The organism is Nitrospirota bacterium (assembly GCA_016178585.1).
Taxonomy (GTDB): Bacteria; Nitrospirota; Nitrospiria; order JACQBW01; family JACQBW01; genus JACOTA01.
In genome coordinates this window covers 1-17,863 of the sequence record JACOTA010000047.1, presented here as the reverse complement: position 1 = coordinate 17,863, position 17,863 = coordinate 1, and the positions used below count along the sequence as shown (strand labels likewise).

17 protein-coding genes are annotated in these 17,863 nt (G+C 44.6%); 8 read left to right on the top strand and 9 right to left on the bottom strand.

What is annotated here, in order from left to right:
* Positions 1-250: 250 nt before the first annotated feature.
* Complete coding sequence (locus HYR79_08640) at positions 251-970, top strand: lytic transglycosylase domain-containing protein (protein MBI1821760.1); 720 nt, start codon at positions 251-253, stop codon at positions 968-970.
* Positions 971-977: 7 nt separating this feature from the next.
* On the opposite strand, the gene nadB is transcribed toward HYR79_08640, so the two are convergent.
* Complete coding sequence (gene nadB, locus HYR79_08635) at positions 978-2,564, bottom strand: L-aspartate oxidase (GenBank protein MBI1821759.1); 1,587 nt, start codon at positions 2,562-2,564, stop codon at positions 978-980.
* Complete coding sequence (locus HYR79_08630) at positions 2,565-3,038, bottom strand: hypothetical protein (protein MBI1821758.1); 474 nt, start codon at positions 3,036-3,038, stop codon at positions 2,565-2,567.
* Between the two features lie 201 nt (positions 3,039-3,239).
* Between HYR79_08630 and HYR79_08625 the strand changes: the two genes are divergently transcribed.
* Both HYR79_08625 and HYR79_08620 read left to right on the top strand, forming a co-directional pair.
* Complete coding sequence (locus HYR79_08625) at positions 3,240-3,335, top strand: AURKAIP1/COX24 domain-containing protein (GenBank protein ID MBI1821757.1); 96 nt, start codon at positions 3,240-3,242, stop codon at positions 3,333-3,335.
* An 81-nt stretch (positions 3,336-3,416) separates the two neighbouring features.
* Positions 3,417-3,650 carry a hypothetical protein gene (locus HYR79_08620; GenBank protein ID MBI1821756.1) on the top strand — a complete coding sequence of 78 codons (234 nt, stop codon included), beginning with the start codon at positions 3,417-3,419 and terminating at the stop codon, positions 3,648-3,650.
* A gap of 281 nt (positions 3,651-3,931) precedes the next feature.
* Here HYR79_08620 and HYR79_08615 read toward each other — a convergent pair whose 3' ends face one another.
* On the bottom strand, positions 3,932-5,845 hold the full coding sequence (locus HYR79_08615; GenBank protein ID MBI1821755.1) for a carboxypeptidase regulatory-like domain-containing protein: 1,914 nt from the start codon (positions 5,843-5,845) through the stop codon (positions 3,932-3,934).
* A 71-nt stretch (positions 5,846-5,916) separates the two neighbouring features.
* Positions 5,917-6,765 (bottom strand): amidohydrolase, encoded by an 849-nt coding sequence (locus HYR79_08610; protein ID MBI1821754.1) that lies wholly within the window; start codon positions 6,763-6,765, stop codon positions 5,917-5,919.
* A 110-nt stretch (positions 6,766-6,875) separates the two neighbouring features.
* Here HYR79_08610 and HYR79_08605 point away from each other — a divergent pair, with 110 nt between their 5' ends.
* Together HYR79_08605 and HYR79_08600 are read left to right on the top strand one after the other, a co-directional pair.
* Positions 6,876-7,448, top strand: a complete 573-nt coding sequence (locus tag HYR79_08605) for a hypothetical protein (protein MBI1821753.1) — start codon at positions 6,876-6,878, stop codon at positions 7,446-7,448.
* Positions 7,449-7,591: 143 nt separating this feature from the next.
* Positions 7,592-8,056, top strand: a complete 465-nt coding sequence (locus HYR79_08600) for a hemerythrin domain-containing protein (GenBank protein MBI1821752.1) — start codon at positions 7,592-7,594, stop codon at positions 8,054-8,056.
* Positions 8,057-8,115: 59 nt separating this feature from the next.
* Here HYR79_08600 and HYR79_08595 read toward each other — a convergent pair whose 3' ends face one another.
* The 3 genes from HYR79_08595 to HYR79_08585 form a co-directional block, all read right to left on the bottom strand.
* A complete protein-coding gene (locus HYR79_08595) occupies positions 8,116-10,284 on the bottom strand; it encodes a DUF3488 domain-containing protein (GenBank protein ID MBI1821751.1) in 2,169 nt (722 codons plus the stop codon).
* Positions 10,281-11,384, bottom strand: coding sequence for a DUF58 domain-containing protein (locus tag HYR79_08590; protein MBI1821750.1), 1,104 nt, complete (start codon positions 11,382-11,384; stop codon positions 10,281-10,283). The genes HYR79_08595 and HYR79_08590 overlap by 4 nt, the downstream gene beginning before the upstream one ends.
* Before the next feature lie 86 nt (positions 11,385-11,470).
* A complete protein-coding gene (locus HYR79_08585) occupies positions 11,471-12,406 on the bottom strand; it encodes a MoxR family ATPase (protein MBI1821749.1) in 936 nt (311 codons plus the stop codon).
* Positions 12,407-12,718: 312 nt separating this feature from the next.
* On the opposite strand from HYR79_08585, the gene HYR79_08580 reads away from it, so the two are divergent.
* Positions 12,719-13,357, top strand: a complete 639-nt coding sequence (locus HYR79_08580) for a dephospho-CoA kinase (protein MBI1821748.1) — start codon at positions 12,719-12,721, stop codon at positions 13,355-13,357.
* Here the strand turns inward: HYR79_08580 and HYR79_08575 are convergent.
* Positions 13,354-13,926, bottom strand: a complete 573-nt coding sequence (locus HYR79_08575) for a GGDEF domain-containing protein (protein ID MBI1821747.1) — start codon at positions 13,924-13,926, stop codon at positions 13,354-13,356. The two genes, HYR79_08580 and HYR79_08575, sit on opposite strands and share 4 nt — an antisense overlap.
* A 242-nt stretch (positions 13,927-14,168) precedes the next feature.
* Between HYR79_08575 and galU the strand changes: the two genes are divergently transcribed.
* Entirely contained in the window at positions 14,169-15,050 is an 882-nt protein-coding gene (gene galU, locus HYR79_08570; protein ID MBI1821746.1) for a UTP--glucose-1-phosphate uridylyltransferase GalU, read from the top strand.
* A gap of 223 nt (positions 15,051-15,273) precedes the next feature.
* A complete protein-coding gene (lon, locus tag HYR79_08565) occupies positions 15,274-17,610 on the top strand; it encodes an endopeptidase La (protein MBI1821745.1) in 2,337 nt (778 codons plus the stop codon).
* Between the two features lie 27 nt (positions 17,611-17,637).
* On the opposite strand, the gene HYR79_08560 is transcribed toward lon, so the two are convergent.
* On the bottom strand, positions 17,638-17,863 hold a 226-nt coding region (locus HYR79_08560), incomplete at its 5' end, for an IS630 family transposase (GenBank protein ID MBI1821744.1).

The window sequence follows — 17,863 nt, the reverse complement described above, 5'->3', positions numbered from 1 at the left end:
GTAGTTGACCGAGATCATACCAGGCCGGAAATCTCCAAGCGCCTCGATCCGGCGATAGAGGTCTTGTCTTTGGGCTTCGAGCTCTTCCAGAGATTTTTCCATGGGACCTCCTTATCTGATTGTTATATAACAATCAGATAATAGGCCAAAAAAAAGGAAAAGTCAATATTTACCCATAAATTTGTCTCACACCCGCCGCCCCCGCCGGGTTTGACAGATTGGCGTTTAATTGGTATCCTTTAGCTTATCTATGGGTATAAGATCAACTAAAATTGGGGTGCTGTTTTTTGCCTTGTTCGGACTCTCTTTAGCTTGCCAGGTCCCCGTTCAGGCTGAGGTTTTTTATTATAAAGATCAGCGGGGGGCATGGCATTTCACTAATGTGCCCGACGATGGAAGATACCAGAATATCACCCATTTAAAAATAGAAAAATCGAGAAAAAAGGTCACTTCAACCGACTTTAATGATTTTCGTGAATTGATTGAACATTCAGCAAAGAAATACCAGGTAGATCCTTTACTGATCCGGGCGTTGATCAAGGTTGAATCGGATTACGACCCCTTTGCGGTCTCCGATTCCGGGGCTCAGGGACTCATGCAACTGATGCCTGCGACCTCCCGATGGATGGAAGTCAGCGATCCCTTTAACCCGGAAGATAATATTGAAGGGGGGGTCAAATATTTCAAACGGCTTTTGTCTATCTTTAACGCCCAGCTCATACCGTCCATTGCCGCCTATCATGCGGGTGAAAACTCAGTCCTTAAATACAACAATCAAATTCCTCCCATTGAAGCCACTCAGAGATATGTCAAGAAAGTCATTCTCCAGTATTATCATTATCATGGGATAAAGGAAACCTCTCCGAGATCGAATAAAATCTATAAAGTTGAAACTCCGGAAGGAGATGTCATTTTCACAAACCTCCCGATGTTGTATCAGGCAGTGGTTAAGGAAATTGCCTACAAATAAAGCAGACCTATTTTTTTAAAAAGGAGTGGGTTTTTCTGGAGGAGGAAAAAGGGTAATCCGATCGGAAATGCGCCCCGAGACTTTCTTTCCGGCCATAGGCCGCTTTGGCAACTAAAAGTGACACCGTCAACATATTTTTAACCTCCATTGTTTCTCTATGGAAACAGGAAAAAGGGAGTTGCCGATTCCATTTCTTTAAAACGGTACAGGCTTTAGACAACCCTTTTTCGTTTCTAACAATCCCGACATTTTCCCACAAGATTTTCTTACAAGAAAGCCTCAGCCGGTTCAAGGCTTTAGGGTTTAACGGAGGAGGTTTTAAAAGGACTTTAAATTGACGGTCCAACCCTTTTTGATTAATTTTTATTTCCTTACCTATTTTTGAAGTTTTTAAGATTTGTTGTCCTGCTTTGGTGCCGAATACAATGCCCTCAAGTAACGAATTGCTCGCCAGGCGGTTGGCTCCATGAACGCCGGTGCAGGCGACTTCTCCAGCCGCATATAAACCTTTAATCGGCGTTCGTCCTCTTAAATCAGTTTGTATTCCTCCCATCATAAAGTGCGCGCTGGGCGAGGTCGGAATGAGATCCCTGGTAAAATCAATCCCGTAACTTAAACAGGTCTTGTAGATGGTCGGAAACCTTTTCTTCAAGACTGTCGGCGGCAACCCGGTCATATCGAGATAAACATGGTTTGCGCGGGTCTTCTCCATCTCCTCCCAAATGGCCCGGGAAACCAGATCCCTTGGGGCCAGCTCTGCTTCAGGGTAGTACCGTTTCATAAAAGCTTCCCCTTTTACATTTCTTAAGCGCCCCCCTTCGCCGCGCATCGCCTCGGATAAAAGGAACGGCGCGGCGCCGGGAAGACAAAGAGCCGTCGGATGAAATTGCACAAACTCCATATCCTGCACGATGGCTCCCTGGCGATACCCTATTGCCATCCCGTCCCCTGTGGCAATGGAAGGGTTGGTGGTTCTTAAATAAATTTGTCCGGCTCCTCCTGTGGCTAGAATCACCGATTTCGAAAGAATGATCTTGGGAATTTCTTCTTCTTCCAATAAAACCCAGGCCCCTTTACAGACCCCGCCTTCGACATAAAGATCAACGGAAAAATGGTGGTCTAATAACTGGATATTTGGCTCAGATCGAACGCGAAGAAGGAGGCTTTTGATAATTTCATCCCCTGTCGCATCACCCCCTGCTCTTAAAATCCTTTGCCGGCTGTGGGCCGCTTCCTGTGTAAACAACAACGCATTTCCCTTCCGGTCGAAATGGGTTCCCCACTCAATAAGTTCTCGTACCCGTAAAATCCCTTCCTCCACCAGGATTTTAACGGCAGAGGCCTTGCACAATCCTTTTCCGGCTTTTAAGGTGTCTTCATAGTGGGATTTGGCCGAATCGAAAGGATTGATGGCGGCCGCAATCCCTCCCTGCGCATAAGCCGAATTACTTTCCCGGTCCATCCCTTTATTGAGGATTAAAACTTCCCCATCCCGGGCCAGTTCCAGAGCCGCTCTCAAACCGGCGATTCCGCTTCCAATGACTAAATAATCGGTCCTTTGGACGTCATAAGAAGAACGGGGAGGGATGGGCATTCAGGATCGCTTTTCTTTAGCAGGAGGAAGGAAAGGATTAATGCCTTGAATTTCGACTAAGCGGGGGACGGGCTCATTTGAAAATTTTAAAATGCTGCTTCCTCCGTTTTTTAAGGGACTTTCTGAGGGAAAGGACCACTCGCCTTCCCAGCGGACCATCAGGGAGGAGGAGGAAGTTTCTAGAACAATATGATCCAGATAAAAATTAAGCGTTACGGTATTGGTTTGAGAAAAAACTTCCCGAGTTCTGTTCCTGAAAAGGTCCAGGTCTGGATACGAAGAGGAGAGGTCTGAAAAAAAATCAGAGCTGTTTTTTGCTTCATAATCCTTCTTCAGCCGATCGAGGGAGTCATATAGGGCATGAATACGGTTTGCGTTTTCACTTTTTTTAATTTCTTCCCGGGCGCATCCCGTCCAGAAAAGCAAGAAGAAGATAAAAAAGAGAAGAAAAAATTGTTTTCCTCTTTTAGGCATGAGGCGAATTATAGGGAGATTCTCTCCAAAGGTCAAGTCCCGTTCCGAATTCTAACCTTGACACTTATCCCCGTATTATGATACTTAATCCATTCATTTAATGAATCCTGAAGGTTTCATTCAAATCATTTTTTATTAAATAATCGAACCATTTTCGTTGTTTAAAGTAGATGCCCCGCGGGCATTGAAAAGGAGAGCTTCATGTCAAGGGTTGTCAAAAAAAGAAGAAAGAAGATGCGCAAACATAAACACAAAAAACTTTTAAAAAGAACCCGTACCCAGAGAAAACGGAAGTAGATTTTCAAAGGGGGCGTTCTCTTTATCAAAACCGCTTTTATCCGTTAAATAAGGTGACGGATAAAAAAAGGAGATTAAAAGATGTCAAAAGTTTCCATGGGAGATACGAAGAAAATCCTTGTTACAGTTCGCACGCAGAGCGCAACATATTTTGGAAATATTTATGTTCCAGCCATAAGGAAAAGGGTATCTGATCTCTTAAATGACGAAGCGAAAATGTTCATTAATTTAACCGATGTGAGTATCAACGGCGGTTCAGAGAAAATCTCCTTCATTTCGATTAACAAAAATTTAATTGAATCGATCATTGAGTAGAACAATTCCTTAAGAAACATATAATAGAAATTTAAGGATAGCCAAAAGAAAATTCTTAGGAGGGATATTCCGTTAAGCTGCTTTAGGTCTCTTGACGTCTACGTTCACTTTTCAGGAAGGATTATTTCTTATAGGAGATTGTAACCTTGGGTGATAGGTAACAATAAAATATAACCTTTACCCCGTATTATTCTCAAAGAAAGATTTTTTTATCTGTTCGTATTAAATAAGAAGGGGATCCCGCCGGATCCCCTTCAATCATATTCTTCAAGGTTATATTTCTATTCGATTAACGTCCTGGCCAGGAAGAAAAATCCAGTATCGGTTCCGCCATTATTGACTGAAAAATCCCCTACCAGCCTTTCTTTGTAAACTCCCATGGAGGCATTTCTGGGGCTTGTCGGTGCAATGGTAAACGTGGTGGAACCGTCTGTAGCACTGCCGCTTACCCGTCCATCCGTAGTATCAGCAAAACTGAGGCTTCCACCTGTGAACCGGGTCACCGAAGGACAGGACCCCCATAGTGATGATATCTTTCCGCCAACCACATTTCCAGAGGGATTCATCCACAAACTCAAGTAACAGATCGCATTCGTGTGATTGGATCCAGTGACATAATAAAATCCTCTCCAGATTGAATTGATCAACGCTCCATCATGCCGCTTTTCAGCAAAATCGGCAGCGGCATAGTGAGGAGGCGTGGCAATTTTGCTTCCCCAGAAGGTTCCATAGGCTGTTTCGTTGGCTTTTGAAGTAACTTCAAACCCCAATACATGTTTTTTTGCCGGTCCAAGTAATCCCGTGACGGATCTATTCGTGCCATAGGTCGAAGAGTACATCACCCCATGGAATATCCCAAGGCTGGGATCAATGACTGTAATGGGCGTCGAGGTGCCGAGAGTATTGGTAGTCGCGTATAACGTTTCTTCACCCGTACCCGCCGGTGTGATATCTCCGGTTCCGTTTAACGTAAAGGCGCTGTTATATTGGAAGGGATTGGTATAGGTTAAATTAAATGAACTGGTTCTAATAAACGATGACCAGACCCAATTGGCAGCCAGGTCCGAGGTCGCCCAGGTCAAATTCTTATCCAGTTCGAAATGTCCAAAGATATTAACGGCCGGATGAGTCGTATCCGTGATCGTAGCCTGGAAATATCCAACAAAATAAGAGGGACTCGTAGCGGAATTGAGTTTACCCGTCATGGTCAAGTTAAGGGTTCGATTTGTGCTTAGAGCATAGGATGAAGTCATCTGATAGATACCCAGATTTGCATCAATAAGGGTTGAAGTCCCATTGAAACTGCTGGTAATCACACTCCATGTGGAACCCGCAAAATACCTCTCCAAATCGACGATTGCAGATTTTCCCGTCACGTTTCCACCCGGAGTCATCGTAAAGCTCAGGTTAGCCCTCCTTTTATCTCCCACTCGATCACTTCCCCCAAAAGCAGCCCGGTGGTACTCTGCACTACCGCCCCAATTTCCATTAATGGTCGAAGCGGTAAAATTCCCTGAACCGGAGGCGCCTGGAACCGGGACCACGACAAGCGTTGCTCCCACTCTTCCCATGTTATCTATCGCAAAAATCTTGATGAGTGCGGAAGGACCGACAAAACTGGCAGGTAACGTGATCGTCCCCGTATAGGTTGATCCGCTGCCATTTAATACGGTACCCACGCCATAACCGACTAACTCCGCTCTCGCATCGACGATTGTACAGGTTATAAGACAACTGGTTGTTGCGTTAATGGTCGCTGTGACCGCAAAAACGCCACCGCTGAACGGTGCGCCAGCGTTAGTCATCATGGGGGCATTGCCAAAATCATCTATATCCGGCAAATGGATCGGATGGTAGATCGTCGTGGTCGTATTATCAAACACAACCACTGTGAAATTATTCGTATTATACCCGGGGGATATTGCGTTGATGGAAACCGTACCGCTTGGGACTCCGGCAATTGTGAAATTCCCGTCTTTATCGGTTATAGCGGTAGGAGAGCTGGTTCCAGCAACCACCGTCGCTCCTCCAATCGGCGCGCCGCTAGAATCGGTAATAACGCCAGAGACCGTACCCGTTCCTGTATTGCTGCTGGAGCTTCCGCAACCCACGAACATCAGTAGAGGAACCATCGCTATAACGAAAAAAACGATCAATGTGACCCATGACAAATTTTTCCTTCCCATTTTACTCATAAGACTATCCCCATATTTTCAGTTTTTTAAACCACTATTGTTGTATTGAGTTCTAAATTTTTAAATTGATTTTAAGGAAGCTGAAGCAACCTTTTGGCGTTAAGGAGCAATATTTTTTCACGAACCTGTGGCTTAAACCCCGCTTTTTCAAAATCTTCCATCCACCTTTCAGGGGTCAGAAAAGGATAATCTGACCCAAAAAGAACCCGATCCTGCAGAATAGAATTGGAATATTGGATTAACGCCGGGGAAAAATATTTTGGAGACCAACCCGAAAGATCGATATAAACATTTGTTTTATGCACAGCAACCGCCAACATTTCGTCCTGCCAGGGAAATGAAGGGTGAGCGCCTATGATGGTCAAATTTGGGAAATCTGCGGCAATATCATCAAGATAGGGAATGGGCTGACCATATTTTAACTGCAGGCCGTCCCCCCCCGGCACACCAGCTCCCACCCCGGTGGTGCCGGTATGAAACAATACCGGAATCTTCAACGAAGCGCAGGTTTCCCATAAAGGATAAAACCTTCGTTCATTGGGGTAAAAACCCTGACAAATCGGATGAAACTTTAATCCCTTTAATTTTAATTCGCAAACGGCACGTTCAGCTTCAAATACGGCCAATTTTCCTTTCCATGGATCAACGCTCCCAAATCCAATAAAGACCCCGGGATAACGCTTAACCATACCCGCAATATAATCGTTTGTTACCGCAGGAAGTCCCGTATGGGTTTCAGCATCCCAGGCCAGAACGACCCCCATCATATCGATTTTTTTATAATACGCGGCCATGTCGTCGACCGAAACCGGCTCAGTTTTCTGCCGGAAATACTTCAGAGCATTCTCCATATAACGGCCTCCGGCATCAACCAGATATTCCCTCGTTCCCGGATGAACATGCATATCAATTGCGATCATATTTCTCCCTGTTTCCCTTTGATTTAGACCTCCGTCAAGGAGTATAGTATTAAAGGTTCTGAATTTCAACGTGGATTCCCGCCCCCGTCAGGGTTTGATTTGAAGTCATTATGGATTACACTGAAAAACATCGAGCGGAGATCTGCAAGATTCTTCAGGAGCTTAAGGAAAATATTCGGGAAACCCTCGATTTTGCCCTGGATAATATCGACTCGATACAGATGGACAGCTTTTTTCAAGCTGAAGAACATTTTGAAAGGATTTCAAAGGGATTAATCAGGCTTGAGGAGGAATTTGAGGGAGCGTTTACACGCGACAAGCTGAAACAATTCGAAACGCGGCTTTTTTTCCTGGAAGACCGGTTTGAGGAAATCGAAGCCGAATTAAGACAAAGACCGAGAAGGCGAAGAAGGCCGCGAATCAGCCTACTTGATTTTTTCCGGTTTTCGCAGGGAGAACAAACGCTCCCGGCGCAAAACGGTGAAATTCACTCCCATGCGGAAGCCTTTGCCCTGTTTAATCTGGAACCAGGCACCTCTTTAAAAACCGTTACCGCTACGTTCCGGAAAATGGCAAAAGAATTTCATCCTGATTCAAGAGGGGGAGACCGGAGCCAGGAGCCAAGACTGAGAAAACTCATTGCCGCGTATCAATATATCAAAGAACATGATGCTTCGAAATAAGTGAAGCAACCGGCTTTGCCAGTGACGGACTTTGGAATGGTCGTAGTTAGACCGAGCGGAGCGCGGGGTTCGGGGGCATCGGAGGATTTCACGAAGTGAAACCACACGGGCCCCTGAATTTAAATAGATCAGGAGAATGACAAATGGACATTGTTAAGCATCTGGAAGAGGACCACAAGCGGATTATCAAAATAGTCAACCAGCTGCCAGCCGCTCTGTTAAAAGCGAAACAGAGCCTGGAGACGCTTCTCACGGTTTCTAATGATCTCGAAAAAGAACTCACCCGGCATGAAAAGATTGAAGACGATCTATTGTTCCCCGCCCTCCGTGAAAAAATATCGAAACAAACACTTCAAACATTAACGGACGAACATGCCGAGTCCAAAAAGGCCCGCGACCTTTTTATTGCGACCATTGCCGAAGTCAAAAACCTGGGAGAGAATAAACCTCCTGAAAAAATTAAAGAAATGAGCAATCACGGATATAAATTGATGCGCATTCTTTCCACGCACCTCACCAGGGAAGATCAGCTCCTTTTCCCAATGGCTAAATCTATTCTATCGAACGAGCTGTCGGAAGAACTGGAAAAACAATCCCTGAGTTTTTAGAACAAACAACATTAAATTTTAACGGTCTGGAAATTAAAGGACCGGATCAACGAAACACACTAGGTGGAATGTGAAGGGGGGACGTATTCTCTAAGATTTTGTAAAATCTCTTTCGTCTTCGTTTTTTCTTCCTCTGAAGGCGTCGCCCCTCCAAAGCTGATCCTGTAATATAGATGAGTTAACCATTCCGCTCCATGAAAAAAGGGATTCCCGATTCGGCATAAGGTGTCTGAAGATTCTCTTAGAAATTCATACGGTGTTTGATACGGGCTCTTGTGTAGGCGGTGCCGGGAAAGAATTCGGAGTAAACCCGGATAAAACGAAATCATCTCTTTTTGATCGGCTCTATGATTAAATCTTTTACGCAAAAAAAGAAATAGCTTTAACGTTATTCCAATCAAAAGCGCTACGGAGAAAAAACCAAACGTCAATTTAGCATGTTTTTTAAATCGGGCCAATCCCTTTACAAACGCCTCAGTTTCATTTTTAAGAAACTCTCCTGTCAGGGTTCCCTTTTTTTGGACCTCTCCGGCCATTTCAAGTTGATCCTTCATCGAGTAATGGATGACATATCGGTCCCACTTCATTTTCAGGGCATCCATAAATTGTTCAAGCGGAAGAAGATTTTTTTTGATCTGGGCGGAAAAGGAGGCCGCCATTGGTTTAAAGGGAGCCGAAGGCGTTGGATCAAAAGTAATCCATCCGCTTTGAGGAAAATAGACTTCAACCCACGCATGGGCGTCACTTTGCCGCACCGTGTAATAGTTTCCGTAGGGGTTCCATTCTTCCGGGAAAAAACCGGTCGCCAGGCGGGAAGGAATGCCAAGGCTCCGCAACATTAAAACCATCGCTGTCGCAAAGTGTTCACAATATCCCTTTTTCTGGTAAAATAGAAAATCCTCGATTGGCGCGTGATTTTTTGAGGGCGTGACGTTAAGCGAATACGCATAATTTTCCTTCAAATACCTCTCAATCGATTGAACTGTTTCAAAAACAGTTTGAGAGGAATTCGTGACGGATCGCGCCAGCTGAATGAGTCGTTCTTTTTCAGAAAAAGTAAATTCAAGATAAGTCAGGCCTCCCCCCTTTTTAGGAAGCTCGGGTTTTTTTATTCGTTTATCTCCCGCGGAAAGAACGGAAATCAGCGAGGAAACCCTGTAAGATAATTTAAATCCAAAAGAAAACTGCAGGGAAAGGTTTCCCATTTCGTCGACTGTGAAATGGTTAAAGGGAGCCTCTAAACGAAGGGGCTGAGCCACGGCAAATAGAGCTAATGTATCCATCGGTTCAATAATATATTCCTGAAAGATCTCGGTGGCCGGAACGGGCTCTTCGCCGGAGACTCTGACGACCGGCTCCTGAAAAATCGCTTCACCGGCCGAAAAAGACCGTTTCATAAGAAGGGTATTTCTCCAGGCTGTCCCATCATAGACATTAAATGAAGCCCCTTTGATATAAATTTTCCGGCCGGCCGGCGATAATAAAACCCGCATCACAACAGTGGGGTCAAGTTTTACCGGCGCCATCTTGCCAAAATCGACTCGTTCCGAGAAACCCGTGGTCCGAATCTCCTCACCCTCTTTTTTTTGGAGGAATCCGGTTCCCACTCTGGGAATGATAAAAAAAATAAGAACCGTAAAACAAAATGAAAAAAGCCCTACCCCTACGGTCGTAAGAAAAAAAGGAAGGGTGATCACCTCCTCGGATTCAAAGGTCTCCGGAACCATCACCCCCTGGCGAAATCCATATAAACGATTTCTCTCCTCGATTTCCGCCTTCATCTGATACAAAATCATTCCCCAGGTCGCCACCATTAAATAAGAAAGAAGGGAAAAGGCAAAAGAGAGATGGCTGTTCAGCGCCGATGCGGCAAGAATTTGAAGAAAACTGACCAAAAAGAGCTGGATGTAATCTTTCGAACGCTTCAAGGTAAAAAGTTTTATGACTAACAAAAGATTTAGAAAATGAGCGCTGGCCAATAAAAGGTTCTTTGAAACCATCACCCCATCAATAACAAAAAGGATAAACGCGGATAAAATAGCGGAATTGATGACGATTTTTGGAAAATAGAGCGTTTTATATCTGAGATTCAGGACGAAGCTGAACAAAATGACCAATACCATGAAAACCGAAAAAACAACGGGGAGCTCATTGGTTTGAATCAGGGCCTGAACGCTCGCCAATGCCATCAAATGGACCGAAAGTAAAAAAGAGGTTCTAAATTTCATTCCGGCTCCCAATAAGCAAGTCTGTCAATGTCTTCGGGCCGAAAAACCTTAAAATTAGCCCATTCGTTAAGTTGAACCGGCTGGAGAGGTGAAATGAAAATGGTGGGAACTGCGGCCTCTCTGAAACTGAAAAGAGGCTCCTTTTGATGGCTGATTTTGAGAAAGGCCAGAAACGTTAGAATTTCCTTCAGATGGAATGAGCCCTTCCCTGGTGGAAGGCGGTTTTGATCTGAAAAAAGTGAAACCTGATAGCCTCGCTCAATATAATGACGTGAAAATGAAGCCGCAAGCTCAATTCCTTTTTCAAACCGGTCCAAAACCTCTTTTGAAGGGAGACCGCCGAGCGTATTGGAAAGCCTTATCGCTATTTCCTTTTCTTCCTCATCTTCGTATTCACGCACCATAAGCTTGTTTTTCTTGGCGGAAATTTTCCAATGAATAAATCTCGCGTCGTCCCCGGGTAAATAGGAACGGACCTGGTGAAGCGAACTGCTTTGGCCTTTTCGCAGGACCATTGGCGCGCCCCGGCGATTGGCGAATTCCTTTCCCGGGGAAGAAACTCTAAAGGTTCTCGGAAAAACCACGAGTTGTGTCAGGTTAGCCTCCTCTTCCTCCCTGCTCTTTAAGAAAACGCCAAAAGGGAAACGCGTCGAAAAAGAAACACCCCGAAGAGGGAAAACACCCCGCTTACTGAAAAAAATGGTATACGTCCGTTCTTGAAAAGTTAATGGAGGAAGTTTGAAGAAGTATTTATCCCTTATCACGGCGTCTGAAAACCCTTCGAGAGAATCTTTAACATGAAGCGAAAAGGATGGGACGAAGGTCTTATCGTTATAGATCACCAGCCTGATGTGAGCGGGTATGCCCGCATAAATGGCCTCCGGAAGAAACCGCTTAAAACGGAGTCGATTGAGACATGCTTCAGACAAAATTCCCGAAATCACCACAAGGCTTAGCATCATGGCAAGAAGCAAATAAAGAAGATTATTTCCGGTATTGATCGCGGCAATCCCGATAGCCAGCATTAAAAAAATGAAACGGGTCCCTAAAGAGGTTACGACCAGAGATCTTGACCTGAAAGAAAGTTTAAGAGGCTTCATATTCATATTCAGGGGCCTTCGAGAAAAACACTCTCAATACCCCCGAACCCCACGTTCAGCACCGGCTAAGCCGGTTGCTTCTCTTGTTATAACGGGACAGGAATTCCCTGTAAAATGGTATAAATCGGGTGAGAGTCAAATCTTTTGTCTTTTGTCGAATTTTCCCGGTTTAGAATCACCCGGTGAGAAAAGACGAGAGGAACAAGGCGTTTAACATCATCCGGAATCCCATACGACCGGCCTTCAACAAACGCAAGCGCCTGAACAGCCCGGTATAAATAGGTTGTGCCGCGGGTGCTGACCCCCAGGTTAAAAAGATCGGAACGACGTGTTGCTTCAACAATGGCCAGAATATAGTCCACGAGAGATTCCGCCATTTTCACCTCCAAAACCCTTTCCTGCAGCTCCAGCACATCCCTGCTCGTCAATACCGGCTTCAGGTGATCAACCGGATGAGAAAAAATCTGGGATATCAGAATTTTCTTTTCGTCTTGTTTGGAGGGGTACCCCATCGTAAGGCATAACAAAAACCGGTCTAGCTGTGACTCCGGCAAGGGATAAGTCCCTTGATATTCAATGGGATTTTGGGTGGCAACCACCATAAACGGCTGGGGGAGAGAAAAGGTTTTATTTTCGATCGAAACCTTGGCTTCACTCATCGATTCCAGCAAACAGCTCTGGGTTTTGGGCGTCGTCCGATTAATTTCATCAGCCAGAATAATGTTTGAGAATATGGGCCCGGGGGTAAATTCAAATTGATGTTTTTGTTGATTGTAAATCGAAACGCCCAAGATATCAGAAGGGAGCAGATCGCTTGTAAATTGAATCCGTTTAAAAGAACAATCGATCGAACGAGAAAGGGCTTCTGCCAGAGTTGTTTTTCCTACCCCGGGCACATCCTCAATCAATAGATGCCCTTTCGCCAAAAGAGTGACAATCGCCATTTTGACTGCCTCTGCCTTCCCGGTTACTATTTTTTCAATGTTTTCAACTAATAATCCAATCCTTTTATCTATACTCATGTGCTCCTCTATTTCTATTCGGGGGCCTTCGAGAAATTCACTCTCAATGCCCCCAAACCCCACGTTTCGCTCGGTCTAACTACGACCATTCCAAAGTCCGTCACTGGCAAAGCCAGATGCTTCACTATAAATAGTTGATTTTTCTATAATTTTTGTATATTTTTATTTCAGTATTGCGTTGATTTAAGTTTATCAAAGGGCCCCTTAACCGTCAAATAACGATTAGAGGAAAATCCCGTAAAATATCGTCATTTTAACTTCCGCCGGGATGTTCGGGATGTTATAGATAGGCCAGATAGAAAGGCCGTAGCATTGAGAAAAAATCAAAAGGATTCAGTCATCAAAGTCGGGCTTACCGGAGGCGTCGCTTCCGGGAAAAGCACGATCGCAAAAATGTTTAAAACCCTGGGAGCGGAAATTATCGACGCAGATAAAATAGCCCGCCAGGTCGTCGAAAAAGGAATGCCCGCATACAGACGAATCGTCAAAACCTTTGGGATCGAATGTTTGAATAAAAAAGGAGGAATCGACCGCCCTCACCTCGGTAAAATTGTATTTTCAGATCCGGAAAAGAGGAAAATACTTAATGCCATCGTTCACCCCGAAGTTTTTAAAATGCAAAAAAAAGAAGAGAAGGCCATCAGGGGGGGGAATTCAGACGCCGTCATTATTTTCGATGTTCCGCTTTTAATGGAAACGGGTTCTCATTTAAATATGGATAAGGTCGTGTTGGTGAAGGTTGACAAAGATGTCCAGGTCAACAGGTTGATGACACGCAACCATCTATCCAAGAAAGAATCTCTGACAAGAATTCGCGCACAGATGCCTTTTTACAAAAAAAAAAAACTGGCAGATTATGTAATTGATGGCGGGGCCGCAAGGGCCGAGATCCGGAAAAGGGTAAAAACAATTTACGATGAAATCAAAAAAACGGCTCTAAAAAACCGTTAAATCCATTCACACCGGTTACGACCTGCTTTTTTGGCCAGGTAGAGCGCGCGGTCCGCTCGATCCAAAATTGAAATTGTCGTGTCCCCTTCCTGATGCGCCGTCGCGCCGATACTGACGGTCTGCGGAATCGTTATTTTTTCAAAGCTTATGGGTTGTAAATTAAAAACTGAAATTAACCGTTTCGCCACGATCATGGCGCCTTCAAAACCGGTAAATGGGAGAACCGCGAGAAATTCATCCCCTCCGTACCGTCCAAGAACATCTTCATGCCGCAGGGAGAACTGCATCTTTTTTGAAGATTCTTTTAATACCCAATCTCCCTTGAGATGACCCAGCGTATCATTGGTATTTTTGAAATGATCCAGATCAATTAACAGGATGGAAACGGGATACTTATGTCTAAATACCTTTCGCATTTCATTTTCAAGAGTCGCGAAAACAGCCTTTCGGTTTAATACCTTTGTTAAATCATCATGCGTCGCCATTTCAACAAGGCGGGAAAGCTGACACTTATCTTTACAGACTAACCCTCCCGGGTTCGTTTCAGTCGATTTCTCTGGTTTTACCAAAAGATCTCCCTTTTTCAACATGTTTGATTAACAAAACTTTCTGAGGAATTCTTCATGAAAAGGTACCCGATGTATTAACATCTGTCAACAATACCGCATAGGGCCCTTTATCCATATCACAAAGGAAAGGTTAGTTGACTTTCGGTTTGGTTGTCTTATATGATGATTTAAAGAGTTTTCTGATTCATTTTTCCGCTTATCATTTCAAACAACCATTTTAGAACGGGTCTGGCTAAGTGAAACTGACTAAGAACCCTTTCCGATTTCCGCGTAAGGCCATCATTCCCGCCGCAGGGCTTGGAACACGTTTTCTCCCTGCCACAAAAGCCTCTCCAAAAGAGATGCTTTCTCTGGTAGATAAGCCTTTAATTCAATATGTCGTGGAAGAAGCGGTTGCTTCGGGCGTAGAAGAGATTATTATTGTCACCGGGAGGGGAAAAAGAGCGATCGAAGACCACTTTGATGTTTCCTTTGAGCTGGAAGAAAATCTTAAAAACAGCGGTAAAAATGACATTCTGGAAAAACTGAGGCAGATTTCAAATTCCGCAAAGTTCTGTTACGTTCGACAACCAGAGGCGCTTGGTTTAGGACACGCCATTCTATGCGCTGCCCATTTGATAGGGGATGAGCCCTTTGCCGTTCTTTTAGGGGACGATATCATTGATTCTGAAAAACCTACGCTTTTGCGGATGATTGAACTTTACCAGCGCTTTAAAGCGCCCATTGTCGGCGTTCATCGTGTTCCCAAGGAAGAAATTCAGCAGTATGGCGTTATTTCCGCGACCCCTGTGGAAAAAGGGGTCTACAAAATTCTAGACCTTGTAGAAAAACCGGCGTATCATGAAGCGCCCTCGGATATTGCGATCATCGGCCGTTATATTTTAACGCCGGAAGTGCTTAAAATCCTCGAAAAAACTCAACCGGGGAAAAACGGCGAAATTCAACTGACGGACGGTTTGAAAACATTTGCAAAAACGCATCCTTCTTATGCTTTTGAAATTGAAGGAAAACGGCATGATGCCGGAGACAAACTGGGCTTGTTAAAAGCCAACGTGGAATTCGGATTAAAAAATCCGGAATTTGGCAAACAGTTTCAAGAATATTTAAAATCGCTTAAATTATGAAAAACGGGGTAAGACATCCCGTCATTTGAACACGATTTTTAAAAAACAATCAAAATGAGCTTCGTTGCGAAACCATCCATCCCTTTAAAGAAGGGTCGGGCGCCAGCAAGTAAGCTTTGTGGGAGTCCCCTTGTCTACATCAGCAGAAACAGAAGTCTCTCAAACCGAGATTCCGGATATCCTTCCCCTTCTCCCGATTCGGGATATTGTGGTATTCCCTTTCATGGTCCTTCCGCTTTTCGTCGGGAGGGAAATGTCGATTAAAGCCATCGAATCGGCCCTCGGAACGAATAAAATGGTTCTTCTGGTCGCCCAAAAATCGCTCGACATTGAAAACCCTACCTCCAAGGATATGTATTCGCTCGGAACAATTGGAATGATCATGCGAATGTTAAAACTTCCGGATGGCAGGATAAAAATCCTGGTACAGGGAATTTCAAAGGCAAAAATCATAGAATATGCCGAAACGGCTCCGTTCTTTACGGTTAAAATTGAAAAAATCATTGAAGAAAAGAACGAAAAATCGTCTTTGGAAGTTGAAGCTCTCATGAGGACGGTTAAAGAACAACTTGAAAAAATAATTAATTTTGGAAGAATTGTTGTTCCTGACATTATGGTGATCCTTGAAAATATCGAAGACCCCGGCCGGTTAGCGGACATGATTGCTTCCAATTTGGGATTAAAAGTGGATATTGCCCAGGAGATTTTGGAAATGATTGACCCCGTGGCCCGCTTGAAAAAAGTCAGCGAGGTTTTAACCAAGGAACTCGACGTTCTTTCCATGCAGCAAAAAATTCAAGCTGAAGCCAAAGGTGAAATGGATAAGACCCAGCGGGAATATTATTTAAGAGAACAGGTCAAGGCAATCCAAAAAGAACTGGGAGATTTAGACGAACGGTCGGAAGAAATTAGTGACCTGAAAAAACGGATTCAGGAAGCAAAAATACCTGAGAAGGTCGCCAAAGAAGCGGAAAAACAATTGAAACGGCTTGATAGGATGCACCCGGACAGCGCGGAATCCGCAACGATCAGAACCTATTTAGAGGTGTTGGTTGAACTCCCCTGGAGCAAAAAATCCAAAGATAAATTAAACATCAAAACCGCCTCAAAAATTTTAAACGAAGATCATTACGACCTGGAAAAGGTTAAAGAAAGAATCCTGGAATACCTGGCCGTCCGGAAATTGAAGGAAAAAATGAAGGGTCCGATCCTCTGTTTCGCCGGACCCCCGGGGGTTGGCAAAACCTCTTTGGGAAAGTCGATCGCGAGAGCGTTGGGGAGAGAGTTTGTTAGAATTTCCCTGGGAGGCGTCCGGGATGAGGCCGAAATCCGGGGACATCGAAGAACCTATGTCGGTGCGCTTCCCGGGAAGATTATTCAGGGAATCAAGCAAGCCGGCACCCTAAATCCCGTCTTCATGATGGATGAAGTTGATAAAATCGGAACCGACTTCCGGGGTGATCCCTCCTCTGCTCTTTTAGAAGTCCTCGATCCTGAACAAAACAATGCCTTCATGGACCATTACCTGGCTGTTCCCTTTGATCTGTCGAACGTGATGTTCATTACGACTGCTAATTTACTCCACACCATTCCCTCCCCTCTTCGCGATAGAATGGAGGTGATTGAAATTTCAGGGTATATCCTTGAGGAAAAAGTTGGCATCGCCACAAATTACCTCATTCCGCGGCAGCTTGAAGCGAACGGAGTCACAAACAAATATGCCCAAATCACAGAACCTGCGTTAAGAACGATCATTTCGGAATATACCCGTGAAGCCGGTGTTCGCAATTTAGAAAGAGAAATTGCGACAATCTTCCGAAAAGTAGCTCGAAAAATAGCTGAAGGAAAGCCGAAGCTTTTCAAAATCACTCCCTTAAACCTGCAACAATACCTCGGGATTCCTAAATTTCTTCCCGAAGAAGAACAGAAAAAAGATGAGGTGGGAGTCGCCACCGGCCTGGCCTGGACAGAGGTTGGAGGAGATATCATTTATATCGAAGCGACTTTAATGAAAGGAAAAGGGAACCTCATCCTTACCGGCCAGCTTGGGGATGTGATGAAAGAATCGGCTCAGGCGGCGTTGAGTTATATTCGTTCGAAAGGGAAAGAATTAGGCATCAACCCGGATATCTTTTCAAAAAACGATATTCATATCCATGTCCCGGCGGGAGGGATCCCTAAAGACGGTCCTTCAGCGGGAATTACGATGGCATCCTCGATTACCTCCGCCTTGACGAACATCCCGGTTCGGAAAGATGTCGCTATGACGGGAGAGGTCACCCTGCGGGGAAGAGTTCTTCCGATCGGCGGTCTGAAAGAAAAAATTCTGGCCGCAAAAGCCGTTGGAATCAAAACAATCATTTTACCCAAAAGAAATGAAAGAGACCTGGAAGAAATCCCCAAACATGTTAAAAAGGATCTTAAATTCGTTTTTGTGGAACAAATGGACGAGGTTCTTCAATGTGCCTTTAAACGCGAAATTTCGCCGCCCAGACCGGCGCACTCCAAAAAAGGAAAAATCAATCGGCATATTCACTCGTCCAGAATCATCAATGCCTAGTTCTGATCCGTTTCATAAATACATAGACTACTTTGCTGTTTCGAAATCAAAATTTCTCCAACGATGCACAACGGGGTTGGTATTGATTTCCTCCACGCCTTTGAGAATACGCTGTTTGAGTTCTTCCCAGGACTGGACCCGAATATGTCTGAGAAAAGTTCGGCTCATCTTGGAAAACAGGGTTTCCACGAGGTTGAGCCACGACCCGTGCTTGGGGGTGTGGACATAGACAAACCGGTTGGGCCGGGAGGCC